20 protein-coding genes are annotated in these 18,932 nt (G+C 59.8%); 12 read left to right on the forward strand and 8 right to left on the reverse strand.

Features of this window, described 5'->3' with window-relative positions:
* The first annotated feature begins 24 nt into the window (after nucleotides 1-24).
* Genes J8I82_RS20945 through J8I82_RS20955 form a run of 3 tightly spaced genes read left to right on the forward strand, consistent with a single transcriptional unit; the run spans nucleotide 25 to nucleotide 2,654 of the window.
* Nucleotides 25-558 carry a thiamine pyrophosphate-binding protein gene (locus J8I82_RS20945; protein WP_209760746.1) on the forward strand — a complete coding sequence of 178 codons (534 nt, stop codon included), beginning with the start codon at nucleotides 25-27 and terminating at the stop codon, nucleotides 556-558.
* 3 nt (nucleotides 559-561) lie between these two features.
* Nucleotides 562-1,158, forward strand: coding sequence for a thiamine pyrophosphate-dependent enzyme (locus tag J8I82_RS20950; RefSeq protein ID WP_209760748.1), 597 nt, complete (start codon nucleotides 562-564; stop codon nucleotides 1,156-1,158).
* A 29-nt stretch (nucleotides 1,159-1,187) separates the two neighbouring features.
* Entirely contained in the window at nucleotides 1,188-2,654 is a 1,467-nt protein-coding gene (locus J8I82_RS20955) for an aldehyde dehydrogenase (RefSeq protein WP_209760751.1), read from the forward strand.
* A 203-nt stretch (nucleotides 2,655-2,857) separates the two neighbouring features.
* Here J8I82_RS20955 and J8I82_RS20960 read toward each other — a convergent pair whose 3' ends face one another.
* Nucleotides 2,858-3,775: a LysR family transcriptional regulator gene (locus J8I82_RS20960; RefSeq protein WP_209760753.1), complete on the reverse strand. Its 918-nt coding sequence runs from the start codon at nucleotides 3,773-3,775 to the stop codon at nucleotides 2,858-2,860.
* A 212-nt stretch (nucleotides 3,776-3,987) separates the two neighbouring features.
* Here J8I82_RS20960 and J8I82_RS20965 point away from each other — a divergent pair, with 212 nt between their 5' ends.
* From J8I82_RS20965 to J8I82_RS20980, 4 genes are all read left to right on the forward strand, one after another.
* Complete coding sequence (locus J8I82_RS20965; RefSeq protein ID WP_209760755.1) at nucleotides 3,988-5,166, forward strand: CaiB/BaiF CoA transferase family protein; 1,179 nt, start codon at nucleotides 3,988-3,990, stop codon at nucleotides 5,164-5,166.
* Between the two features lie 90 nt (nucleotides 5,167-5,256).
* Nucleotides 5,257-6,072 carry an HpcH/HpaI aldolase/citrate lyase family protein gene (locus J8I82_RS20970; RefSeq protein ID WP_209760757.1) on the forward strand — a complete coding sequence of 272 codons (816 nt, stop codon included), beginning with the start codon at nucleotides 5,257-5,259 and terminating at the stop codon, nucleotides 6,070-6,072.
* Nucleotides 6,073-6,217: 145 nt separating this feature from the next.
* Nucleotides 6,218-7,066: an HTD2 family dehydratase gene (locus J8I82_RS20975; protein WP_209760759.1), complete on the forward strand. Its 849-nt coding sequence runs from the start codon at nucleotides 6,218-6,220 to the stop codon at nucleotides 7,064-7,066.
* A gap of 26 nt (nucleotides 7,067-7,092) precedes the next feature.
* On the forward strand, nucleotides 7,093-8,250 hold the full coding sequence (locus J8I82_RS20980; protein ID WP_209760942.1) for an acyl-CoA dehydrogenase family protein: 1,158 nt from the start codon (nucleotides 7,093-7,095) through the stop codon (nucleotides 8,248-8,250).
* An 87-nt stretch (nucleotides 8,251-8,337) separates the two neighbouring features.
* On the opposite strand, the gene J8I82_RS38435 is transcribed toward J8I82_RS20980, so the two are convergent.
* The 6 genes from J8I82_RS38435 to J8I82_RS21010 form a co-directional block, all read right to left on the reverse strand.
* Nucleotides 8,338-8,448: a biotin/lipoyl-containing protein gene (locus tag J8I82_RS38435; protein ID WP_336620904.1), complete on the reverse strand. Its 111-nt coding sequence runs from the start codon at nucleotides 8,446-8,448 to the stop codon at nucleotides 8,338-8,340.
* A gap of 202 nt (nucleotides 8,449-8,650) precedes the next feature.
* Nucleotides 8,651-9,859, reverse strand: coding sequence for an aminotransferase class I/II-fold pyridoxal phosphate-dependent enzyme (locus J8I82_RS20990; RefSeq protein WP_209760761.1), 1,209 nt, complete (start codon nucleotides 9,857-9,859; stop codon nucleotides 8,651-8,653).
* Between the two features lie 29 nt (nucleotides 9,860-9,888).
* A complete protein-coding gene (locus J8I82_RS20995; protein WP_209760764.1) occupies nucleotides 9,889-10,617 on the reverse strand; it encodes an amino acid ABC transporter ATP-binding protein in 729 nt (242 codons plus the stop codon).
* Complete coding sequence (locus J8I82_RS21000; RefSeq protein WP_209760766.1) at nucleotides 10,592-11,329, reverse strand: amino acid ABC transporter permease; 738 nt, start codon at nucleotides 11,327-11,329, stop codon at nucleotides 10,592-10,594. The genes J8I82_RS20995 and J8I82_RS21000 overlap by 26 nt, the downstream gene beginning before the upstream one ends.
* A 2-nt stretch (nucleotides 11,330-11,331) precedes the next feature.
* The gene (locus J8I82_RS21005) at nucleotides 11,332-12,030 is read right to left on the reverse strand and encodes an amino acid ABC transporter permease (RefSeq protein ID WP_209760769.1); all 699 of its coding nucleotides are present in this window, start codon (nucleotides 12,028-12,030) and stop codon (nucleotides 11,332-11,334) included.
* Between the two features lie 53 nt (nucleotides 12,031-12,083).
* Nucleotides 12,084-12,905, reverse strand: coding sequence for an ABC transporter substrate-binding protein (locus J8I82_RS21010; protein WP_209760771.1), 822 nt, complete (start codon nucleotides 12,903-12,905; stop codon nucleotides 12,084-12,086).
* Nucleotides 12,906-13,081: 176 nt separating this feature from the next.
* On the opposite strand from J8I82_RS21010, the gene J8I82_RS21015 reads away from it, so the two are divergent.
* Both J8I82_RS21015 and J8I82_RS21020 read left to right on the forward strand, forming a co-directional pair.
* Nucleotides 13,082-14,023 (forward strand): LysR family transcriptional regulator, encoded by a 942-nt coding sequence (locus J8I82_RS21015; protein WP_209760773.1) that lies wholly within the window; start codon nucleotides 13,082-13,084, stop codon nucleotides 14,021-14,023.
* Nucleotides 14,020-14,940, forward strand: a complete 921-nt coding sequence (locus J8I82_RS21020; RefSeq protein WP_209760775.1) for a LysR family transcriptional regulator — start codon at nucleotides 14,020-14,022, stop codon at nucleotides 14,938-14,940. Before J8I82_RS21015 ends, J8I82_RS21020 begins: the two co-directional genes overlap by 4 nt.
* Nucleotides 14,941-14,949: 9 nt before the next feature.
* Here J8I82_RS21020 and J8I82_RS21025 read toward each other — a convergent pair whose 3' ends face one another.
* Complete coding sequence (locus J8I82_RS21025; protein ID WP_209760777.1) at nucleotides 14,950-15,849, reverse strand: LysR family transcriptional regulator; 900 nt, start codon at nucleotides 15,847-15,849, stop codon at nucleotides 14,950-14,952.
* A 299-nt stretch (nucleotides 15,850-16,148) separates the two neighbouring features.
* Between J8I82_RS21025 and J8I82_RS21030 the strand changes: the two genes are divergently transcribed.
* The 3 genes from J8I82_RS21030 (at nucleotide 16,149) to J8I82_RS21040 (ending at nucleotide 18,929) form a co-directional block, all read left to right on the forward strand.
* The gene (locus J8I82_RS21030; protein ID WP_209760779.1) at nucleotides 16,149-17,390 is read left to right on the forward strand and encodes an aconitase X; all 1,242 of its coding nucleotides are present in this window, start codon (nucleotides 16,149-16,151) and stop codon (nucleotides 17,388-17,390) included.
* 5 nt (nucleotides 17,391-17,395) lie between these two features.
* Entirely contained in the window at nucleotides 17,396-17,821 is a 426-nt protein-coding gene (locus tag J8I82_RS21035) for an aconitase X swivel domain-containing protein (RefSeq protein WP_209760781.1), read from the forward strand.
* Nucleotides 17,822-17,960: 139 nt separating this feature from the next.
* Nucleotides 17,961-18,929, forward strand: coding sequence for a tripartite tricarboxylate transporter substrate binding protein (locus J8I82_RS21040; RefSeq protein WP_209760783.1), 969 nt, complete (start codon nucleotides 17,961-17,963; stop codon nucleotides 18,927-18,929).
* Nucleotides 18,930-18,932: the final 3 nt, after the last annotated feature.

An 18,932-nucleotide genomic window follows, 5' to 3' on the forward strand; every position in this document is an offset into this window, starting at 1 on the left:
ACTTCGTGTACCCACCTGCCTACTATGACCAGTCCCAGCTCCGAGCCGCTCGCGTGGCAAGAGGCCATCTTCCAGGCCTTCAAGGAAAACAACGTTCAACAGATGGCCTACGTGCCGGACGCCGGCCACTCGCACGTCATCAAGCGCGCCAAGGCCGACTCCGAAATTCGGGATATCGTGCTTACCACCGAGGAGGAAGGTGTGGCGCTCGTCAGCGGTGCCTGGCTGGGCGGTCAGCGGGCAGTTCTGCTGATGCAAAGCAGCGGTGTAGGCAACTGCGTGAACATGTTCTCGCTGCTCGACAGCTGCCGTTTCCCGTTCTTCACGCTCGTGACGATGCGCGGGGAGTATGCCGAGTTCAATCCGTGGCAGAACCCGATGGGTCTGGCCACCGAAAAGGCTCTCGAGCTGATGGGCATCACGGTCTATCGCGTGAACTCGCCGGAAGAAGCCGCAGAAATCGTTGATGCGGGCCTGGTCTCGGCCTTCGACGCTGGCAATCGTGTTGCCGTCCTTCTGTCCCAGAGCCTGATTGGCCGCAAAAAGTGGATGCGCTGAGCTATGACTACCTCGACCTCAAAGAACGGCATTGACCGCCGCAAATTTGTTGCTGAACTCCTGAAGCAGTTTCCTGATGCACTCGTCGTGACGGGTCTCGGTTCGCCTGCGTACGACGTCTTCGCAGCTGGCGACCGACCGGGCAATTTCTACCTGTGGGGCGCGATGGGTGGTTCCACGTCACTGGCTCTCGGCCTGGCTATCGCGCAGCCGGAAAAGACCGTGATTGTCATCACGGGTGACGGTGAGCAACTGATGGGTATCGGCAGCCTGGCTACGGCGGCCGCGCAGCATCCTCAGAACCTGTCTATCGTGATTCTGGATAACGGTCACTTCGGTGAAACGGGCATGCAGCAGAGCCACACCAGTTTGGGCACCAATCTCGCTCAGGTGGCCAAAGCGGTTGGTGTGCCGACAACACTCGAGATTTCGGACATCGGGGAGCTGGGTTCCCTGGTCAGCGAAATCAGGAAGCGTGATGGCATGACCGTCGCCCAGGTCTACATTTCGACCGAAGAGCCGCAGCGTGCTCTGCCGTCGCGTGATGGCGTCTATGTGAAGAACCGTTTCCGCCAGCATCTCGGATTCTCACCCTTCTAAGCATCCAAACCAAGGGGAAGCAAAGCGCCATGGAGCAGTATCCAATGTTCATCGACGGGGCCTTCGACGAAGCAGCCGACGGCCGTTGGTTTGAAACCCACAACCCGTACACCGGCAAGCCGTGGGCTCAAGTGGCTCGTGGCAGTGAGGCTGATGTCGACCGAGCAGTGAAGGCCGCTGACCGAGCCTTTCGGTCGGGGCCCTGGGCTGACATGACTGCTACGCAGCGTGGCGCTTTGCTGCGAAACCTCGGTGACCTTATCGCGGAAAATGCCACCCGCCTCGCCGAGTTCGAAGTGCGGGACAACGGCAAGCTGCTGGCAGAGATGGGAGCCCAACTAAAGTACCTGCCGCAATGGTTCTACTACTTCGGCGGCTTGGCCGACAAGATTGAAGGGTCGGTCATCCCGTTGGACAAGAAAGGCTATTTCAATTACACGCGCAAGGAGCCGCTGGGCGTAGTCGCGGCCATCACGCCGTGGAACTCTCCGCTGATGCTATTGGCCTGGAAGATTGCTCCGGCCCTGGCTGCGGGATGCACGGTCGTCGTTAAGCCATCGGAGTTCACCTCAGTTTCTACGCTGGAGCTGGCTGCGCTGTTCGAGGATGCCGGATTTCCGCCAGGCGTGTTCAACGTGGTGACGGGATTTGGTGGCGAGGTCGGCTCGCAGCTCGTAATGCACCCGCTTGTGAAGAAAGTCACGTTCACTGGCTCGGACGCAACGGGCCGGGTCATCAACCAGCAATGCGCTGCGCAATTCAAGCATGTGAGCCTTGAGCTGGGCGGCAAGTCGCCGAACATCGTCTTCAACGATGCCTATCTAGACGATGCCGTCAATGGTGCAGTCTCTGGTATCTTCGCAGCCAGTGGTCAAACGTGTATCGCGGGTTCGCGTCTGCTGCTGCAGGAAGACATCCACGATGCTTTCGTGGCGAAGCTACTCGCCTTGGCGGGGACGGCAAAGCTCGGCAATCCCATGGATTCCACTACCCAGGTCGGTCCCATCACAACGCCAACACAGTACGAGAAGGTGCTGTCTTACATCGACATTGCGCAAGCCGAAGGGGCGAAGCTGCTGTTTGGCGGGAAGCCTGCAAGTTGCGGCGGATGGTTCGTGGAGCCAACCATCTTCGCGAATGTCCAGCCGAAGATGCGGATTGCCCGGGAAGAAGTGTTTGGCCCCGTGCTGTCCATCCTGAAGTTCAAGGATGAAGACGATGCGGTCGCGATTGCCAATGACAGTTGCTACGGGCTTGGCGCGGGTGTCTGGACCGGCGACATCGGTCGTGCCTTCCGGATGTCCGAGCGTATCCAGGCGGGTACGGTCTGGGTCAACACATATCGCGCCGTGAGCTTCATGTCACCGTTCGGCGGTTACAAGGACTCTGGCCTCGGCCGAGAGAATGGCATGTCTGCCATCGAATCGTATGTGCAGACCAAGAGCGTGTGGGTGAACACCGGTGCCCCGACGGGGAATCCGTTCACCATTCGTTAAGCCACGATTTGGCTAACCATCATGCAGCAGTCCGGCAGCGAAAGCGTCGAGCCGCTGCGCTGCGTGGGGACAAAGACCGGGTTATGCGCAATCGTGCTCGGTGAACAGGTCCGTGTACGGCTCGCTGCCAATCCCGGTCGTTAGAAGCGGGGTGCTTGCACGCGAAGGATTCACTTTCGGAGACGCCGTTGCGAGCATTAATGCTACGGTGCTATCTGGGCGCCGCCAGCAGACTCTGCGGCTTCAATCAGCGTGTCAATAAGAGCCTTCGCGCAGCTTGGGAGGCCTTCCAGCTCTCGCACAATAACGGCACGCTCTCGCAGCGCCCACGGCTCTGGCAGTTCGACAATCGCGAGCTTCATCGTTCGGCGATGTCGAAGTGCGGCAGACAGGGGCAGCACACCGACTCCCACACCCGCCTCAATCATCCGGCAAGCAGCCTCGAAGCTCCTGATCTGGATTCGAATCTGCAACTTGCTTCGCTGGTCGCGTACCAGGTCGGTCAGGAAGGCATGAAGCGTACTGCCCTCGTGGAGGCTGACGTGTTCATATTCCAGGGTGTCTTCAAAGCAGACGTTCTTCTTCTTCGTCAGCGGGTGTCCCACTGGCGTAACCAGGATGAGCTTGTCGGTACTGAAGTGAATCACTTCCAGCCCTTCGGTAGTCATCGGCCCTGAGATGATGCCCAAGTCGGCACTGCCGTCTAGCACGCCGCGAATGATGTCCCGAGTGAGACGCTCCTGGAGGTCGACGGTCACGGCATGACGCTCGGCCATGAAGCGAGCCAGCACCTCCGGCATGAATTCCGTTACCGCGGTCGTGTTCGCGAAGATTCGAATATGGCCGACAGAGTCTTTCGAAAACTCTTCGAACTCGCTTCGCACGTGCTCGAACTGGCGTTCGATGACTCTGGCATGGCGCAATAGGCGCTCACCAGCGGGCGTGAGGCAGAGTCCTTTGCTCTCCCGGTAGAACAGGCGCGTTCCGAGCTGGTCTTCCAGGGCTTTCAGCCGTGCGCTGGCCGCCGCCGGCGACAGAAAGGCCTTTTTGGCCCCACGGGACAGGTTCTCTTCCTCGGCTATGCGAGCGAAAAGCCTAAGGTCGGCAAAGTCAAAATGCATCGAAGTTCCTCCGCCCACACTGTACCAAGCCGAAACTTGCGGTGCAAAGGGGCTGTCTACGGAGTGCCCCCATCCTCGCATTCGCTACAGGCGAATGACCGCTTCGAAAAACCGAGATTTACCTATCAGGCTTGCGCTGCCATCCTGCCTCATATCCAACTGTTTGTGGCTGCGCCGGCGGCGCAAACTTTACCCACCTTCGAAAGGCTGCTATGCGTCCCCTTGATGGCATCACCGTAGTATCTCTGGAACATGCAATTGCCGCGCCGTTCTGCACCCGCCAACTGGCGGACCTCGGCGCCCGCGTCATCAAGATTGAACGTCCGAACGTCGGCGACTTCGCTCGCGGCTACGATGAGCGGGTCGACGGGATGTCATCACACTTCTCCTGGACCAACCGCTCGAAGGAAAGTCTCGCGCTCGACCTGAAGCACCACGAAGCCCCGGCAATTCTGCAAAAGATTCTGGAGCAAGCCGATGTCCTGGTGCAAAACCTGGCGCCGGGCGCGGCCGACCGCCTTGGTCTGTCGTACGAGGCGCTCTCGCAGCGCTATCCCGGCATCATCGTTTGCGATATTTCGGGCTATGGCAATGACGGTCCGTATCGCGACAAGAAAGCCTATGACCTACTGATTCAGGCTGAATCGGGGTTCGTTTCTATCACCGGTACCCCTGACAGTCCGTCCAAAGCCGGTTGCTCGATAGCAGATATCGCCGCTGGCATGTACGCCTACACCAACATCCTGGCTGCCCTGCTGCAACGCGGCAAGACTGGCAAGGGTTCGCACATTGATGTGTCGATGCTGGAGAGCATGGCTGAATGGATGGGCTTTCCGCTTTACTATGCCTTCGACGGTGCCACGCCCCCTCCGCGTGCCGGCGCTTCGCACGCGACGATTTTCCCGTATGGTCCGTTCCCGGCAGGGGACGGTAAAACCGTCATCCTCGGGCTGCAGAATGAACGCGAGTGGGATGCGTTCTGTCGCGTAGTGCTCGAGCAGCCGGAACTGACCAATGACGAGCGATTCATCTCGAACTCGTTGCGCAGCAAGAACCGCGCTGAGCTGACCCAACTTATTGTCGACGCATTCGCGCCACTTACCATCGAGCAGGTCGTCGAGCGACTGGAGCGGGCGCAGATTGCCAACGCTCGTCTCAACGAGATGCGAGACGTATGGAATCATCCGCAGCTGAGAGCTCGTGAGCGCTGGACCTCGGTCGATTCCCCGGTGGGCGCAATTCCGGCCTTGCTTCCGCCGGGTCTGTCGAATGCCTATGAGCCGCGGATGGACGCTATCCCCGCGCTTGGTGAGCACAGCGAGAGCATTCTCCGCAACCTTGGCTACATCAGCCAGGACATCGACCGTCTTCGTGCAGAAGGTGCCATCTAGGAAGTCTCTGCTTGGCTCTAAAACGCTTCGTCTCCTTTGACCTCACAGAGGCGTCGGAGACGTTTTCACTTCCCGACCTCACATTCCTCTATGACCACCTCGACGTCTGCTCGCTCGTATCTTTTCGTCCCCGGTAATCGCCCGGAACGGTTTGTCAAAGCTCATCAGTCTGGGGCAGACCGAGTCATTCTCGACCTGGAAGATGCTGTGGCGGAGGGCGACAAGGACGCCGCCCGCCTGCAGGTGTCGAACTATCTCGGGGCCGGCGGTACCGGTATTGTCCGAATCAATGCCACGAAGGCCCGCTGGCTGGACGACGTCCTGTCGTGCCGTAAGGCTGGCCTTCAAGGGGTCATCCTGCCGAAGGCGGAAAACCCTGAAATGATTGCGAGAATCGTCAAGCATCTACCGCCTACCGTGAAAGTGCTTCCGCTAATTGAGACGGCCCGAGGTATGAAATGTCTCGATGAGATGGCTTCGACGGTTGGCGTCGAGCGCCTGATTTTTGGCACTGTCGACTTTCGCACAGAACTCGGCATTGAAGGTGATGACCAGGAATTGCTGTACTACCGTTCGATGATTGTGCTGGCGTCGAAGGCGGCCGGCATTGCGCCTCCTATCGATGGTGTGACGGTCGCCATCAACGATGTGGAAGAGGTTCAGCGAGCGTCCGTCCGCGGACGTCGCTTGGGATTCGGTGCGAAGCTCTGTATTCACCCGACTCAGGTCTCTGAGGTGAACAAGGCGTTCGGCCCGTCCGCCGAACTGATTGCGTGGGCCGAGAAGGTTGTCAGCACTGCGAAGTCCTCGCCAGGCGCCTTCAAGCTGGACGGGGAGATGGTGGATGCGCCGGTTATTGCTCGCGCGAACGAGCTTCTTCGGCAAGCCAAGGTGACTCTGGCTTAAAGGATTGAGGTGGTCGGAAGCTCAGCGGGCTCCCAGGCAGACGTTGCTTTCTGTCTGACCGAACGGCGCGTTCCGAACTTTCGAATTTTCGTCTGTGCTTGTCACGTGCATAGTTGAGTCCGAGCAGTTCTACCAGAGGAAAGCCATGGATGTTGAGCATTTGAAGCAATGGGTCGGAAGGAAGGCGGAAGCCCAAGATGAAATCACTGCGTTCCCGGTTGCGGCACTTGCGGCGACCCTGGACTACGAAATCCCGGCCGTACGCCGCGGCGAAGCAATCTCTCCTCTCTGGCACTGGCTGTATTTTCTCCCCCTGCATCGCCGGTCGGAAATTGGCGCGGATGGCCATGCAAGCCGCGGGGGCTTCTTGCCTCCCGTGCCGCTGCCCCGTCGGATGTGGGCGGGTGGACGCCTCCAGTTTCATCAGCCTCTTCAGGTTGGCGACCTGGCATGCAAAGTCTCGACCATCCTCGACGTCAACGCAAAGACCGGTCGGAGTGGCTCTCTGGCTTTTGTGACAGTTGAGCACAAGTACTACGGACCGTCGGGGCTGGCCATCACAGAAGAGCACGACATCGTCTACCGCGGGGCCGCGTCGCCAGATGCACCGGCTACCGAACCCGTGTCGGCACCAACGGATGAGGAATGGGTCCAGGAAGTGGAAACTGATGCTGTTCTGCTCTTCCGCTTTTCTGCTCTAACCTTCAATGGCCACCGGATTCATTACGACAAGCCGTATGTCAGCGACGTCGAGCATTATCCGGACCTTATTGTTCATGGCCCGTTGCAGGCCATGCTGATGCTGGAACTGGTACGTCTGAACCTTCCGAACGCTACGGTGAAGTCGTTCTCGTTCCGCGGCGTCCGACCAACCTTCGTGCCACAGCGCATCTCCGTGTGCGGCAAGCGCTCGGAGGACGGCAAGACTGTCAACCTCTGGATTCGCCATGAGGACGGAGCGCTCGCGATGAGCGCGGCCGCCGAACTGGCATAACCCTTACATGATTGGAGACCGCTGTGCTGAACGCAGTCGATGAGTATCAAGAAATCCGTGAAGCGGTCCGTGACCTGTGCGGCCAGTTTTCGTCGGAGTACTTCCGCAAGATTGACGAAGTCCGAGGCTATCCCGCGGAGTTCGTCAATGCGCTGACCGAGGCCGGCTGGCTCGCGGCGCTCATTCCGGAGGAGTACGGTGGCTCGGGCCTGGGGCTGACGCAGGCGTCGGTCATCATGGAGGAAATCAACCGCGCCGGCGGCAACTCGGGCGCGTGTCACGGCCAGATGTATAACATGGGGACTCTGCTGCGCCATGGTTCCCCCGAACAGAAGAAGCTCTACTTGCCCAAGATTGCGAGCGGTGAACTGCGCCTGCAATCGATGGCTGTAACCGAGCCGACGACGGGAACGGACACGACGAAAATCAAAACGACCGCGGTTCGCAAGGGCGACAAGTATGTGGTGAACGGTCAGAAGGTGTGGATTTCCCGCGTTCAGCATTCCGACCTGATGATTCTGCTGGCGCGGACGACCCCGTTGGACCAGGTGAAGAAGAAGTCGGAAGGCATGTCCATCTTCGTGGTCGACCTGCGCGAGGCAATTGGAAATGGTCTGACAGTTCAGCCCATCCTCAACATGGTCAACCACGAGACCAATGAGTTGTTCTTCGACAATCTGGAAATCCCTGTCGAGAACCTGATTGGCGAGGAAGGAAAGGGGTTCAAGTACATCCTGGACGGCCTCAACGCCGAGCGTACGCTAATTGCGGCGGAATGTATCGGCGACGGCTACTGGTTCATCGACAAGGTGACCAAGTACGTCAACGAGCGCATCGTGTTCGGCAAGCCCATCGGCCAGAACCAGGGCGTGCAGTTCCCCATTGCCCGAGCCTTCGTGAATGTCGAGGCAGCTAACCTCATGCGATTCAACGCGGCAAAGCTGTTCGACGCGCATCAGCAGTGTGGCGCAGAAGCGAACATGGCCAAACTGCTGGCCGCCGACGCTTCGTGGGAAGCGGCGAATGCCTGCCTGCAGTATCACGGCGGCTTCGGCTTTGCCGCCGAGTACGACGTTGAGCGAAAGTTCCGCGAGACTCGTCTCTATCAGGTGGCGCCTATCTCCACGAACCTGATTTTGTCATACGTCGGCGAGCACATTCTCGGCATGCCCCGGTCATTCTAATATCCGTATCGGTGGTCTCCTGACCACTGGGACCTGCGGTAGGGCAGGTCCCTTTCCATTTTTGTTTCCAGCTGTCCTTTAGAACAGCTATTGCAGCTCAATGAGGAGCTGCCCGGCCCGGACAAGATTGCCGGGCTTTACGAGCACGCTTTTCACAGTGCCCGCCGCCTCCGCGACGACATTAGTCTCCATCTTCATGGCTTCATTGCCGCGAGCGTTTCACCCTTTGCCACAGCCTGGCCCTCCTTTACGTTCACCGAAATGACGCTCCCTTGCATCGGCGACGACACATGCAGAGGGTTGCCGGCGATGGCCATCCGTTCCCCTTGGGTCGCCATTCCGTCCTTGCGCTTGACGGCGCGAATCGGCCGCGGCTGACCGTTGACGTCGGCATTCGAAGTTAGCGCAGGGTGGAGACCGCGCGCTTCAGACGTTCGCAACCTTCTTCGATGACCTCCATGGAAGTGGCGAACGAGAAGCGCAGGTAGGGTGACAGGCCGTAAGCTGCGCCATCGAGCACCGCTACACCAGCCTTGCTCAGAAAGAACATCACTACGTCCAGGTCGGATTCGATGACCTCGCCGGTATCCGTCTGCTTGCCGAGGAGGCCCTTGACGGAGGCATAGAGGTAGAACGCGCCGGCGGACGGCTTGCATTCAATGCCCGGAATCTCGTTCAGCAGCTCGGCCAGGCGGTCGCGACGCTTCTCGAAGATGCTGACCATCTCGTCGACGCAACCTTGGTCGCTTTCGAGCGCCGTCACTGCGGCGGCCTGCGAGACGGAGCTGGTGCATGTCGAGCTCTGGGAGAAGAGCGTGCTGATTGCCTTGACGAGGTCCTTGGGGCCGGCACCGTATCCAACCCGCCATCCGGTCATGGCATAGGCCTTCGACATGCCGTTAATCAGCAGCGAGCGCTGCTTTAGTGATGGCATCAGCGCAATTGGCGAGCGGGCGACGCCGCCGTCGTAGACGAACGGCTCGTAGATTTCGTCGCTCATCAGCCAGACGTGCGGATGACGTTCCAGCACACCGCAGAGCTCTTGCAGTTCACCTTCCGTGTAGACGGCGCCGGTCGGATTGTTCGGGCTGTTCACGATGAGCCAGCGCGTCCGAGGCGTGATAGCTGCCTCCAGTGCCGCTGCGGTCAGTTTGAAGCCCGCTTCGGGCCCGCAGACGACAATCACCGGCTTGCCGCCGTTCAGCACGACCATATCCGGGTACGAGACCCAGTGTGGAGCGCTGATGATGACCTCGTCTCCTTCCTCGAGCGAAGCCGTCAAGGCGCTGAAGATGACTTGCTTGGCGCCACAGCCGACCACGACCTCGTCGGTAGCGTAGTCCAGCTTCATGGAACGCTTGAGTTTCGCCGAAATGGCCTTGCGCAGAGCCAGGGTTCCCAAGGTGTTGGTGTACTTGGTTTCGCCGCGGGCGATGGCGCTATTTGCCGCCTGGCCAATATGGGCAGGCGTCGGCAGGTCTGGCTCGCCGATAGTGAAGTCCAGAATATCGTGGCCCTGGGCGCGCATATCGTCGACCATGGATTTCGCGGCGACGCTGGGAGAGGGCTTGATCAGAGCCATGCGGCTGCTGACGATGGATTGAGACATCGTGAATCCTTGATTGGCAGTTGGCGACTTCAATGCGAGCGCAGGTCGGACAGGAAGGCACGCGCACGGGGGTGCTGGGGCGATGCGAAGAAGTCAACGGGTGACGCCTCCTCCAGAATCGCGCCCTTGTCCATGAACCAGACGCGGTCAGCGACTTCCCGGGCAAAGTTCATTTCGTGCGTGACGCAGACCATGGTCATGCCGTCCTTCGCGAGTGACTTCATCACGTTCAGAACCTCGCCGACCATCTCCGGGTCGAGCGCGCTCGTGGGTTCATCAAAGAGCATGACCGGCGGGTCCATGGCCAATGCCCTGGCAATCGCGACGCGCTGCTGCTGGCCACCGGAGAGCTGTTGCGGATAGGCATCTGCCTTGTGCGCGAGTCCGACGCGCTCCAGCAGCGACATTGCCTTCTCGCGGGCTTCGGCCTTGCCCTTGCCAGAGACCTTGACGGGTGCGAGGCATACGTTGTCCAGCGCAGACAGGTGCGGGAACAGGTTGAACTGCTGGAACACGAATCCGACATGGCTGCGGAACTTGTTCAGGTTCAGCGACTTCGAGTGGATGTCCTCGTTGGCCAGGTGAATGGTTCCGCGCTGAATCTCTTCCAACCGATTGATGGTACGGATGAGCGTGGACTTGCCGGAGCCGGACGGGCCGCAAATGACGACAACTTGTCCACGCTCGATTTGTGCAGAGACGTCAACCAGAGCGTGGTAGTCGCCGTACCACTTATTGACTTTGGAGAACTGAATCATTTGCATAGCTCCGTGTGCTTGCGGTGCTCCTGGTCCTCTGGCGAGTGACACGACGTTCAAGGGCGTGTGCAAGCTGAGTGAGGCAGAAGCAGACAGTGAAATAGGTCAGGGCCAGGATCAGGAAGACTTCGAACGGCCGGGTCAGAAGGTTCGTGTTGACCTGATTGGCGGAGTAGGTGAGCTCCTGGACGCTGATGACATAGCCGAGCGACGTTTCCTTGATGGTCGACACGAACTGGCTGACGATGCTGGGAATCATGTTGTAGAGCGCCTGCGGCAGGATGACCTTCGTCATGGTCTGCACGTAGCTCAGGCCGAGTGCTCGGGCGGCTTCCGTCTGCCCGCGCGGCAAGGCTTCGATGCCGGCCCGAACCACTTCCGAGATGTAGGCCGCTTCATAGATGACCAGCGTGCACAGCAGCGTGGTGACACCCGAGACGCTATGCCCGACGAGGAGCGGGACCAGGAAGTAGCTCCAGAAAATCAGCATGACCAGCGGCACGCCGCGGACCATGTAGACGATGATGGTTGCCGGGATACGGAACACTCTCCACGGGGAGATGCGGGCCAGGGCGAGCAGAATGCTCGCAGGGAAAGCCAGAATCAGCCCTGCAATGGACAGCAGAAGGGTCAGAACCAGGCCACCAATGGGGCCGTTGGGATACTGACCAAGCAGCAGTAGCTGCCAGTTGTCGCGAATGATGTCGAACATGCTTACCTCGCCGGAATGCGCGTGTGCTTTGCCGTTGCTGCGCCAATTGCCATCAGGCCCATGGATACCGTCAGGTAGAAGGCCGTGGCGAGCATGTAGGCCTCGAAAGTGCGGAAGGTGTGGTTCTCGACTTCCCGTACGGCATAGGTCAGTTCGGCAGCGCCCACCGCCATCGCGAGGCTGGTGTTCTTGAACAGAAGCACCGTGTGGTTGATGAAAGGCGGCAAGGCAATACGAAACGCTTGAGGAAGGATGACGTACCGCATCGACCCGATGTAGCTCAGACCGAGCGAGCGCGAGGCTTCGTGCTGGCCGACGGGGATGGAGCGAAGACCGCTACGGATGTCTTCGGAGAAATACGCCGCCATGCACAGGCCGATTGCGATGCTGGCGAAAATCATCTCGCCGCCATTCGCGTTTGCCCATGCCTGGACTGACTCGGGCAATATCGTTGGAATGCCGAAATACCAGAGCAGGATGTGAACCAGCATCGGCACGTTCTGGTGGTATGCGACGTAGCCGGCGACAAAGCGCTCTGCGATGGCGCTACCGGAGACGCGGACAGTTGCGAGAACGGTGCCGAGCACGAAGGCAAGCATCCAACTCGAGGCAGTCAGCCAGGCGGTGAGTTCCAGGCCCTTGAGTAGTTGCTCGCCGTAGGGGGCGGCGACGATTGCGGAGAAATTCAGATGGGAGAACATAGCTTGCTCCTACGCGGGGGCCATAGCTTGTGGCCATGGCCGCTGCCGATGCCTTAGCCCTTGATGGGCTGGATGCGGAACTCGCGCTTCATCTGGAACAGCGTCTTCTCGCCGAGCCACTTGTCGAAGATTTGCGCGGCCTCGCCGGACTTTTCCATGTTGTCGAGGGCCGCATTGACGGCCTTCTCCAGCGCCGGCTCACCCTTCTTGATACCCAGGCCCCAGTCCTCGCGGCCGATGGACGGCGAGATGACCTTGATGTTGCCGCTCGGGCCCAGCTTCGCGACGAAGCGGCGCAGCATCGATTCCGACAGGCCGAAGCCATCTACCTTGCCTTGCACCAGTGCCATGAACGCCGACGGGGCGTCGTCGTAACTCACCAGCTGCGCCGAAGGGAGCACCTTCTGGACGAAGAGCGCCGAGCTTGCCCCCTTGATGGTGCTGATGCGCTTGCCGGCCAGGTCGTCGCGCTGGCTGTACGGGCCCGTGGTCTTCACTGCCAGGCGGTGTTCGCTGACGAAGTAGGCTTCTGAAAAGGCAATCTGTTCGGCACGGGCGGGCGTGTAGCCGAGGACTGCGGCCAGGATGTCCACGCGACCCTGGCTCAGTTCAGGAATGCGGGCTTCCAGCGAGACGGCCTTCAGTTCGGGCTTCACGCCGAGCGACTTGGCGATGCCCTTGCAGAAGTCGATGTCATAGCCGGCCAGCTCGCGGGTGTTTGGGTCCTGAAAGCCAAACGGCTCCAGATTGCTGAGGACGCCACAGACCAGCGTGCCTCGCGCTTTGATATCCGCCAGCTGGTCGGCATGGGCAGTTCCGACCATGGCTGCGGCACAAGCCAGTGCAGCGAAGCTTGCTTTGACGATGGACTTCATGGGTGTCTCCAAGTGGGGGTGCCTTGGGAAGGGCAGGTGTTTTCTCCCAGCGATGAGCACCTTGTCAGCTCACCGTTGCACGGATTCTTGCAGACGGATTTGATTAGTTAAAGCGACATTTTGGGAGTATGATTCATTCCAAAATGAGACGAATCGACGGGGTTAGCCCCTAGCTAATGGCCACCATCAAGCAGCTTGAAGCCCTTGTGGCGTTCGCGGAATGCGGCTCGGTAGACGCCGCAGCGCGCCGGCTTGGCATCGTCCATTCGGCCGTGTCACGCCAAATCCGTGGGTTCGAGGACGGGTTCGGATTTCCGTTGCTGGACCGGGAAGGGCGGTCGGCGAGACTGACCGTTGAGGGTTCGGAAGTTCTTGCTCGGGCGAAGGCAGTCCTGCGACACCGCGATGTGCTGCTTGAGCGAATCGTCAGCAAGGAGATACTGGTCCGGAAGCTTCGGCTCGGTGTCACCGAACTCACGGCCCTCACCTGGCTACCCCGGTTGCTGGAGGCAATTCGAGCCGAGTATCCACAGGTCGTGATTGAGCCTGAGGTAGACCACAGCGCCCACCTTCGCGACCGGCTGCAGGCTGGTCACATCGACATGGCGATTCTTCCCGATGCGTTCGGAGCGTCGGGCTACGTCAAGGACACCTTGGCGGACGTACAGAACGAGTGGTATTGCAGTCCAACGCTCCTGTCGCCAAGTGCGAAGCTATCCCTCGGCGAGCTTTGCGAGTACACGATATTGACCCAGGGGGAACTGTCCGGGTCCGGCGTCCTGATCGGCGAGTGGTTGCGCAAGTCAGCCGTATTGCCGCGGACGACCATCACCTGCAACAGCGTCATCGCGTTGGTTGGGCTCGCGGCGGCGGGCCAGGGCATCACGTATCTGCCTCTGTCTGTCATTGCAAACCTGGTCGAATCCGGACAACTCGTCGCACTAGACGTGACGCCGCGGATGCCTCCATTGCGCTACGTCACGATGGTTCGTTCGGACGCGGCTACCCCGTTCTTGCGAAATATCGTGGCAATCGCACGGAAGACTTGCGATTTTGAGGGCTCGTACCAGGTCTTCAACGGGGCCAGAGAAGTTTCAGCAGGAGGTCCCACCTCGTGATTACCATCAAGCAAGTCGAGGCGTTCTACTGGACGGCGAAGCTCGGAACTGTTCAACGGGCGGCATCGAAGCTCCACGTGACGCAGTCTGCAGCGACCAAGCGCTTACAGGAACTCGAGCGTATCGCAGCACTGCCGCTCTTCGATGCGTCCGGCCGGAAGTCGGCGTTGACCCCAAAAGGCTTGGAGCTGCTTGGGCTGTGCGAGGAATTCCTCGCCGCTACCGCGCGTTTGGATGAGGTGAAGGCGTCCGCAAAGCACGTTGCGCGGACGCTTCACATTGGCATTACCGAAATGGTGGCGCTCACGTGGTTTCCGACCCTGGTACGAAAGCTCAAGAGCATCTATCCGCAGGTAACGTTGCAGCCCGATGTGGACCTGTCTGCGTCATTGCACGACAAGGTGTCTGACGGACGGCTCGATATCGCGGTAATCATCGAACCCTTCAACGATTCCACGATGGCCTCGGTGCGCCTGGGGTCGGCCGAGTTTGGCTGGGTAGCGCCGCCCGGCACTTTCGACTCCGAGAAGGTCTATTCCCTTGAGCAGTTGTCCGCGCTCCCACTCATCCAGCAGGACAAAGGCTCCGGCGCGCGCATACTTTGCGACACCCAGTTCGCCCAGGCTGGTATTGAACCACAACGCATTAATGGCAGTAACAGCCTCGTGACCTTAGCCGGTCTCGTGGAGGCGGGCGTTGGGGTTAGCTGTATCCCGTTGCGGCTGTTCAACCACGAGATTCGGGAGCAGCGCATACAGGTGGTCAAGACAGACCCGGCCGCTCCCAGCCTCACGTACTACGCGGTCTTCTTGAAACAGCACCAGGCCGCCCTGGGGTACGCAGTGGCCGACATGGCGCGCCAATGTTGCGACTTCGAGGCCAAGAACAGGCAGACCAGGCGACAGAAGGCGCCCTGATGCGCCGCCTCACTCGGTCTGAAACATCCAGCTGAAATCGCATGTCTCCTGAGCCAGCGAGATGATGGACGAAATCAGCATGCTCTTCCTGTCGCTCTTGCAGATTGCAGCGTAGTTCGCTGGAGGCAAGGCGGGAGTGACCTGCAGGACCTCGAGAGCGCCTGCTTCGACCATGGGTGCAAGGCATTTCTTGGGCAGGTAGCTGATGCCCATGCCAGACACGGTCAGCCCGATGATGGCAACGACGCTGTTACTGTAAAGCGCATTCTCGGGATGGACACCGTGGGCGCGGAGCCACTTGTTATAGAGTTGGCCGGTGCCTGACCGGTCATCCTGGGCCAGTAATCGCTGGTCTGCCAACTCATGCATGCGGTGTCGGCCTCTACGCTGAACTAACCCTGGCTTACACATCCACGCGTTCTCGACTGACCCGACCCGGGTAGAAACGAAACGCTGGTCGTCGAACACCTCTGGCGCAATCATCAAGTCCACCTCATCCGCGAGCAGCTTGTCGCGCAGCATCACGCTGACGTCGACGTGCGGCTCAATCACCACTTTCGGATATTTGGCCTGGATAGCGCTCACAAGTCGGGGAAGCCAAGTCATGGCCGTCAGTTCCGTGACGCCAATTCGGACATGACGCTCCAGAACCTCGGGGCGCTGAAACCGCTCGACCGCTGCGTCCCTTTGCTCGAGCAGTCGCTTGGCGAGCAGGTACATCTCTTCGCCTTTCTCGGTCAGCCTCGCCGCGCGCATTGAGCGGTCGAACAGAGGCGTATCGAACAACGCCTCCAGCTCCTGAATGCGCTTCGAGATGGCCGACTGCGTGGTGTGCATCTTGTTTGCGGCCTGAGCGAAGCCTCCCAGATGCACGACCCAGTAGATGGCTTCGAGTTGCTTGAACGTCATTCGTCGTCTGTCTCCGTGTCGCGATACATCGCCGTGAGGAATATATATCTATTCCAATTTATCGCTTTTTTAGTCGCGAATCGAGTACCAAAATACATCCACATCGAGGTTGCCTGCAACGGTGACCCAGAACAGAAACAGTGCTTCCCCACAGCCACCTGCCGCCAGCGCAGACACAGTCTGTCTTCAAGCGGTGATGCCTCGGAGCTGCACTGGATTGATATCAAGCACGGAAAGCCTGGACTTTCCTAGCCCAGGAGCCGCAGCACGCGGTCCGGGTTGTACATGGAGACATCAGTATGTTGCTGACTGAAGAAGAGACCCAGATGTTGAATGGGGACAAGGGCCCCGCCGTCAAGAAGGCCATGGAAATCCTGGTCGCCTTGGGCGAGAGCTTCGGAGCCGCAAGGCTCGTTCCTGTCAACAACGTACACATGGCTGGCTCTTCTGTGCTGGTTGCCGAAGAGGCAGGTACGCGCTTCGTGGAGGACATCCGCAAGCAAGGGGGTACCTTCATCACCCGAGTCACGACCAACCCGACGGCCGTCGACCCGACCCAGTGGAAAGACATCGGCATTCCCGAGTCGGATGCGGTCCTGCAGACGCGACTCACCGATGCCTATGCCGGCATGGGCGCGAACACCTGCAACACCTGCATTCCCTACCTGACCGGCAACTCGCCGCGTTTCGGTGAGCACATGGCCTGGGGCGAATCCTCGGCCGTGGTCTACGCGAACTCTGTCTGTGGTGCGCGCACCAACCGTGAAGGTGGCCCGAGCGGTCTTGCGTCGGCGCTGACTGGCCGTACGCCCGAGTATGGCTTCCACCTGAAGGAGAACCGCTACGGCAAGTTCCTCATCAAGGTCGAAGTGCCGCTGACCGATATGACGGACTACGGCACGCTCGGTTACTTCGCCGGCAAGATTGCTGGCCAGGACACGCCCGTGTTCACTGGCATCCCGACGACGCCGACCCTGGAAGAACTCAAGGCGCTGAGCGCGGCGCTGGCTGCATCGGGCGCGGTGAGCATGTTCCACGCTGTGGGCGTGACGCCGGAAGCGCCGACGCTCAAGGAAGCGTTTGGTGGCGGCCAACCGGAAAAGGTGCTTGTGTTCGGCCAGCCCGAGAAGGAGCAGGCTGAGGCGGCCCTGAACAAGGAGCCGACCGATCACGTGGACTGGATTCTCGTCGGCTGCCCGAATGCATCCGTTCAGGAAATTCGCGAAGTTGCGGAAGCGCTGGAAGGCAAGAAGGTTCACAAGGACATCACCCTGTGGGTCACCACAGCGGGCGCAATGTACGCGATGGCAGAGCGCATGGGCTACATCAAGACCATCGAAGATGCCGGCGGCGTCGTGGTGCGCGAGACCTGCCCGTTCCTGGCCCGCAGCCGCGTCATTGCACCGACGAAGGGCTACAAGACGCTCACCACCAACTCCGCAAAGATGGCGTTCTACGCGCCTGGCCAGTTTGGCCTGCCCACGCACTACGGGAATCTGCAACGCGTAATGAACGCCGCTGTCGCTGGCGTCTGGAGGTAAGCATCATGGCGACCACGAAATTTGTCCTGCAGGGCCGCAAGATTGTCACTGGCAAGGCCAAGGGTGAAGCGGTAGTGACGAGCGAAGCCATCAGCTTCAACGGCGGTGTCGACAACATGACCGGCATCGTCACGGAACCCGGGCACGAGCTCGAGGGCGTAAACATCGCTGGCAAAGTGCTCGTGTTCCGCACCGGCAAGGGTTCCACGGGCGGCTCGTACAAGATCTACGACATGGTTTCGCGCGGTACTGCACCTGTGGCCTTCATTCAGGTGGATCCTGAGCCCATCACGACGATTGGCGCGATTATCGGAAGCATTCCCGTCGTGGCCGGCCTGGACCAGAACCCGACGACGGCCATCGCGACCGGTGACTACATCGAACTCGATGCTGACGCAGGAACGGTCTCGGTGACCAGCGAACGCGAGTAGGAGTAATCCGAACCCAAAGCAGGTTTAAGCACCATCGCAAGTACCCACTTAACAAGCGATGGGCCGGCATTAGCGCCGATTTTCAGATGCGCTGACCCTCAGCACATTCGTAAAGAAAAAACCACCAATGGAGACAACCATGACCCGACGTTTCTTCCACGTCGCTGCCGCTGCCTGCGCGGCGATTGTATGCCTTGCCGCAAATGCCGGCGAATGGCCCGCTCAAAAGCCCATTACGCTGGTGGTGCCGCTTGCTGCCGGCGGTAGCACCGACTCGACCGCGCGCCTTCTGGCCGAGAGACTCGGCAAGGAAATCAAGCAGCAGATTATCGTGGAGAACCGCGCTGGTGCCGGCGGCAATATCGGGGCCGCATACGTCGCCAAGGCTAATCCGGACGGCTACACGCTGCTGATGGCAACGAGCACCATCGCTACCAACGTGACGCTGTACAAGAGTATGGGCTTCGACCTGCGGAAGGACCTCATTCCCGTTTCGCAAGTCGCCTTGATTCCAAACGTGCTTGTTGTGAACAACAACGTTCCGGCGAAGACGTTGCCCGAGTTCATCGACTACGTGCAGAAGAAGAAGGGGCCCATTACCTACGGTTCGGCTGGCAATGGCACCGCATCGCATCTGTCGGGCGCGCTGTTCAATAGCATGGCACATGCCGATATGCTGCACATCCCGTACAAGGGCGGCGCACCGGCGAACGCTGACCTGATTGGTGGCCAGATTCAGGCGGTGTTCGCACCGATGGTCGAAATTCTGCCATTCATCGATGGCGGCAAGCTGCGTCCGCTGGCCGTGACGACGAAGGGTCGCTCGACACGCCTCCCCAATGTGCCGGCGGTGACGGAGTCGCTGCCGGGCTTCGAAGTGACGCTGTGGAATGGTGTGTTTGCACCGGCCAATACCCCGCAACCGGTTGTCGACAAACTGGCAGCCGGCATCCAGAAGGTGCTGCAGGACCCTGCCGTACGCAAGACTTTGGCTGACCAGGGCTCCACTGCAGTTGGGAACAAGCCGGCCGAGTTCAGGAAGATTGTGGACTCGGAAATCGACAAGTGGGGCAAGCTGGTCAAGTTGTCGGGCGCGAGCGTCGAGTAATTG

The organism is Cupriavidus consociatus (assembly GCF_017814975.1).
GTDB classification, from domain to species: Bacteria; Pseudomonadota; Gammaproteobacteria; order Burkholderiales; family Burkholderiaceae; genus Cupriavidus; species Cupriavidus consociatus.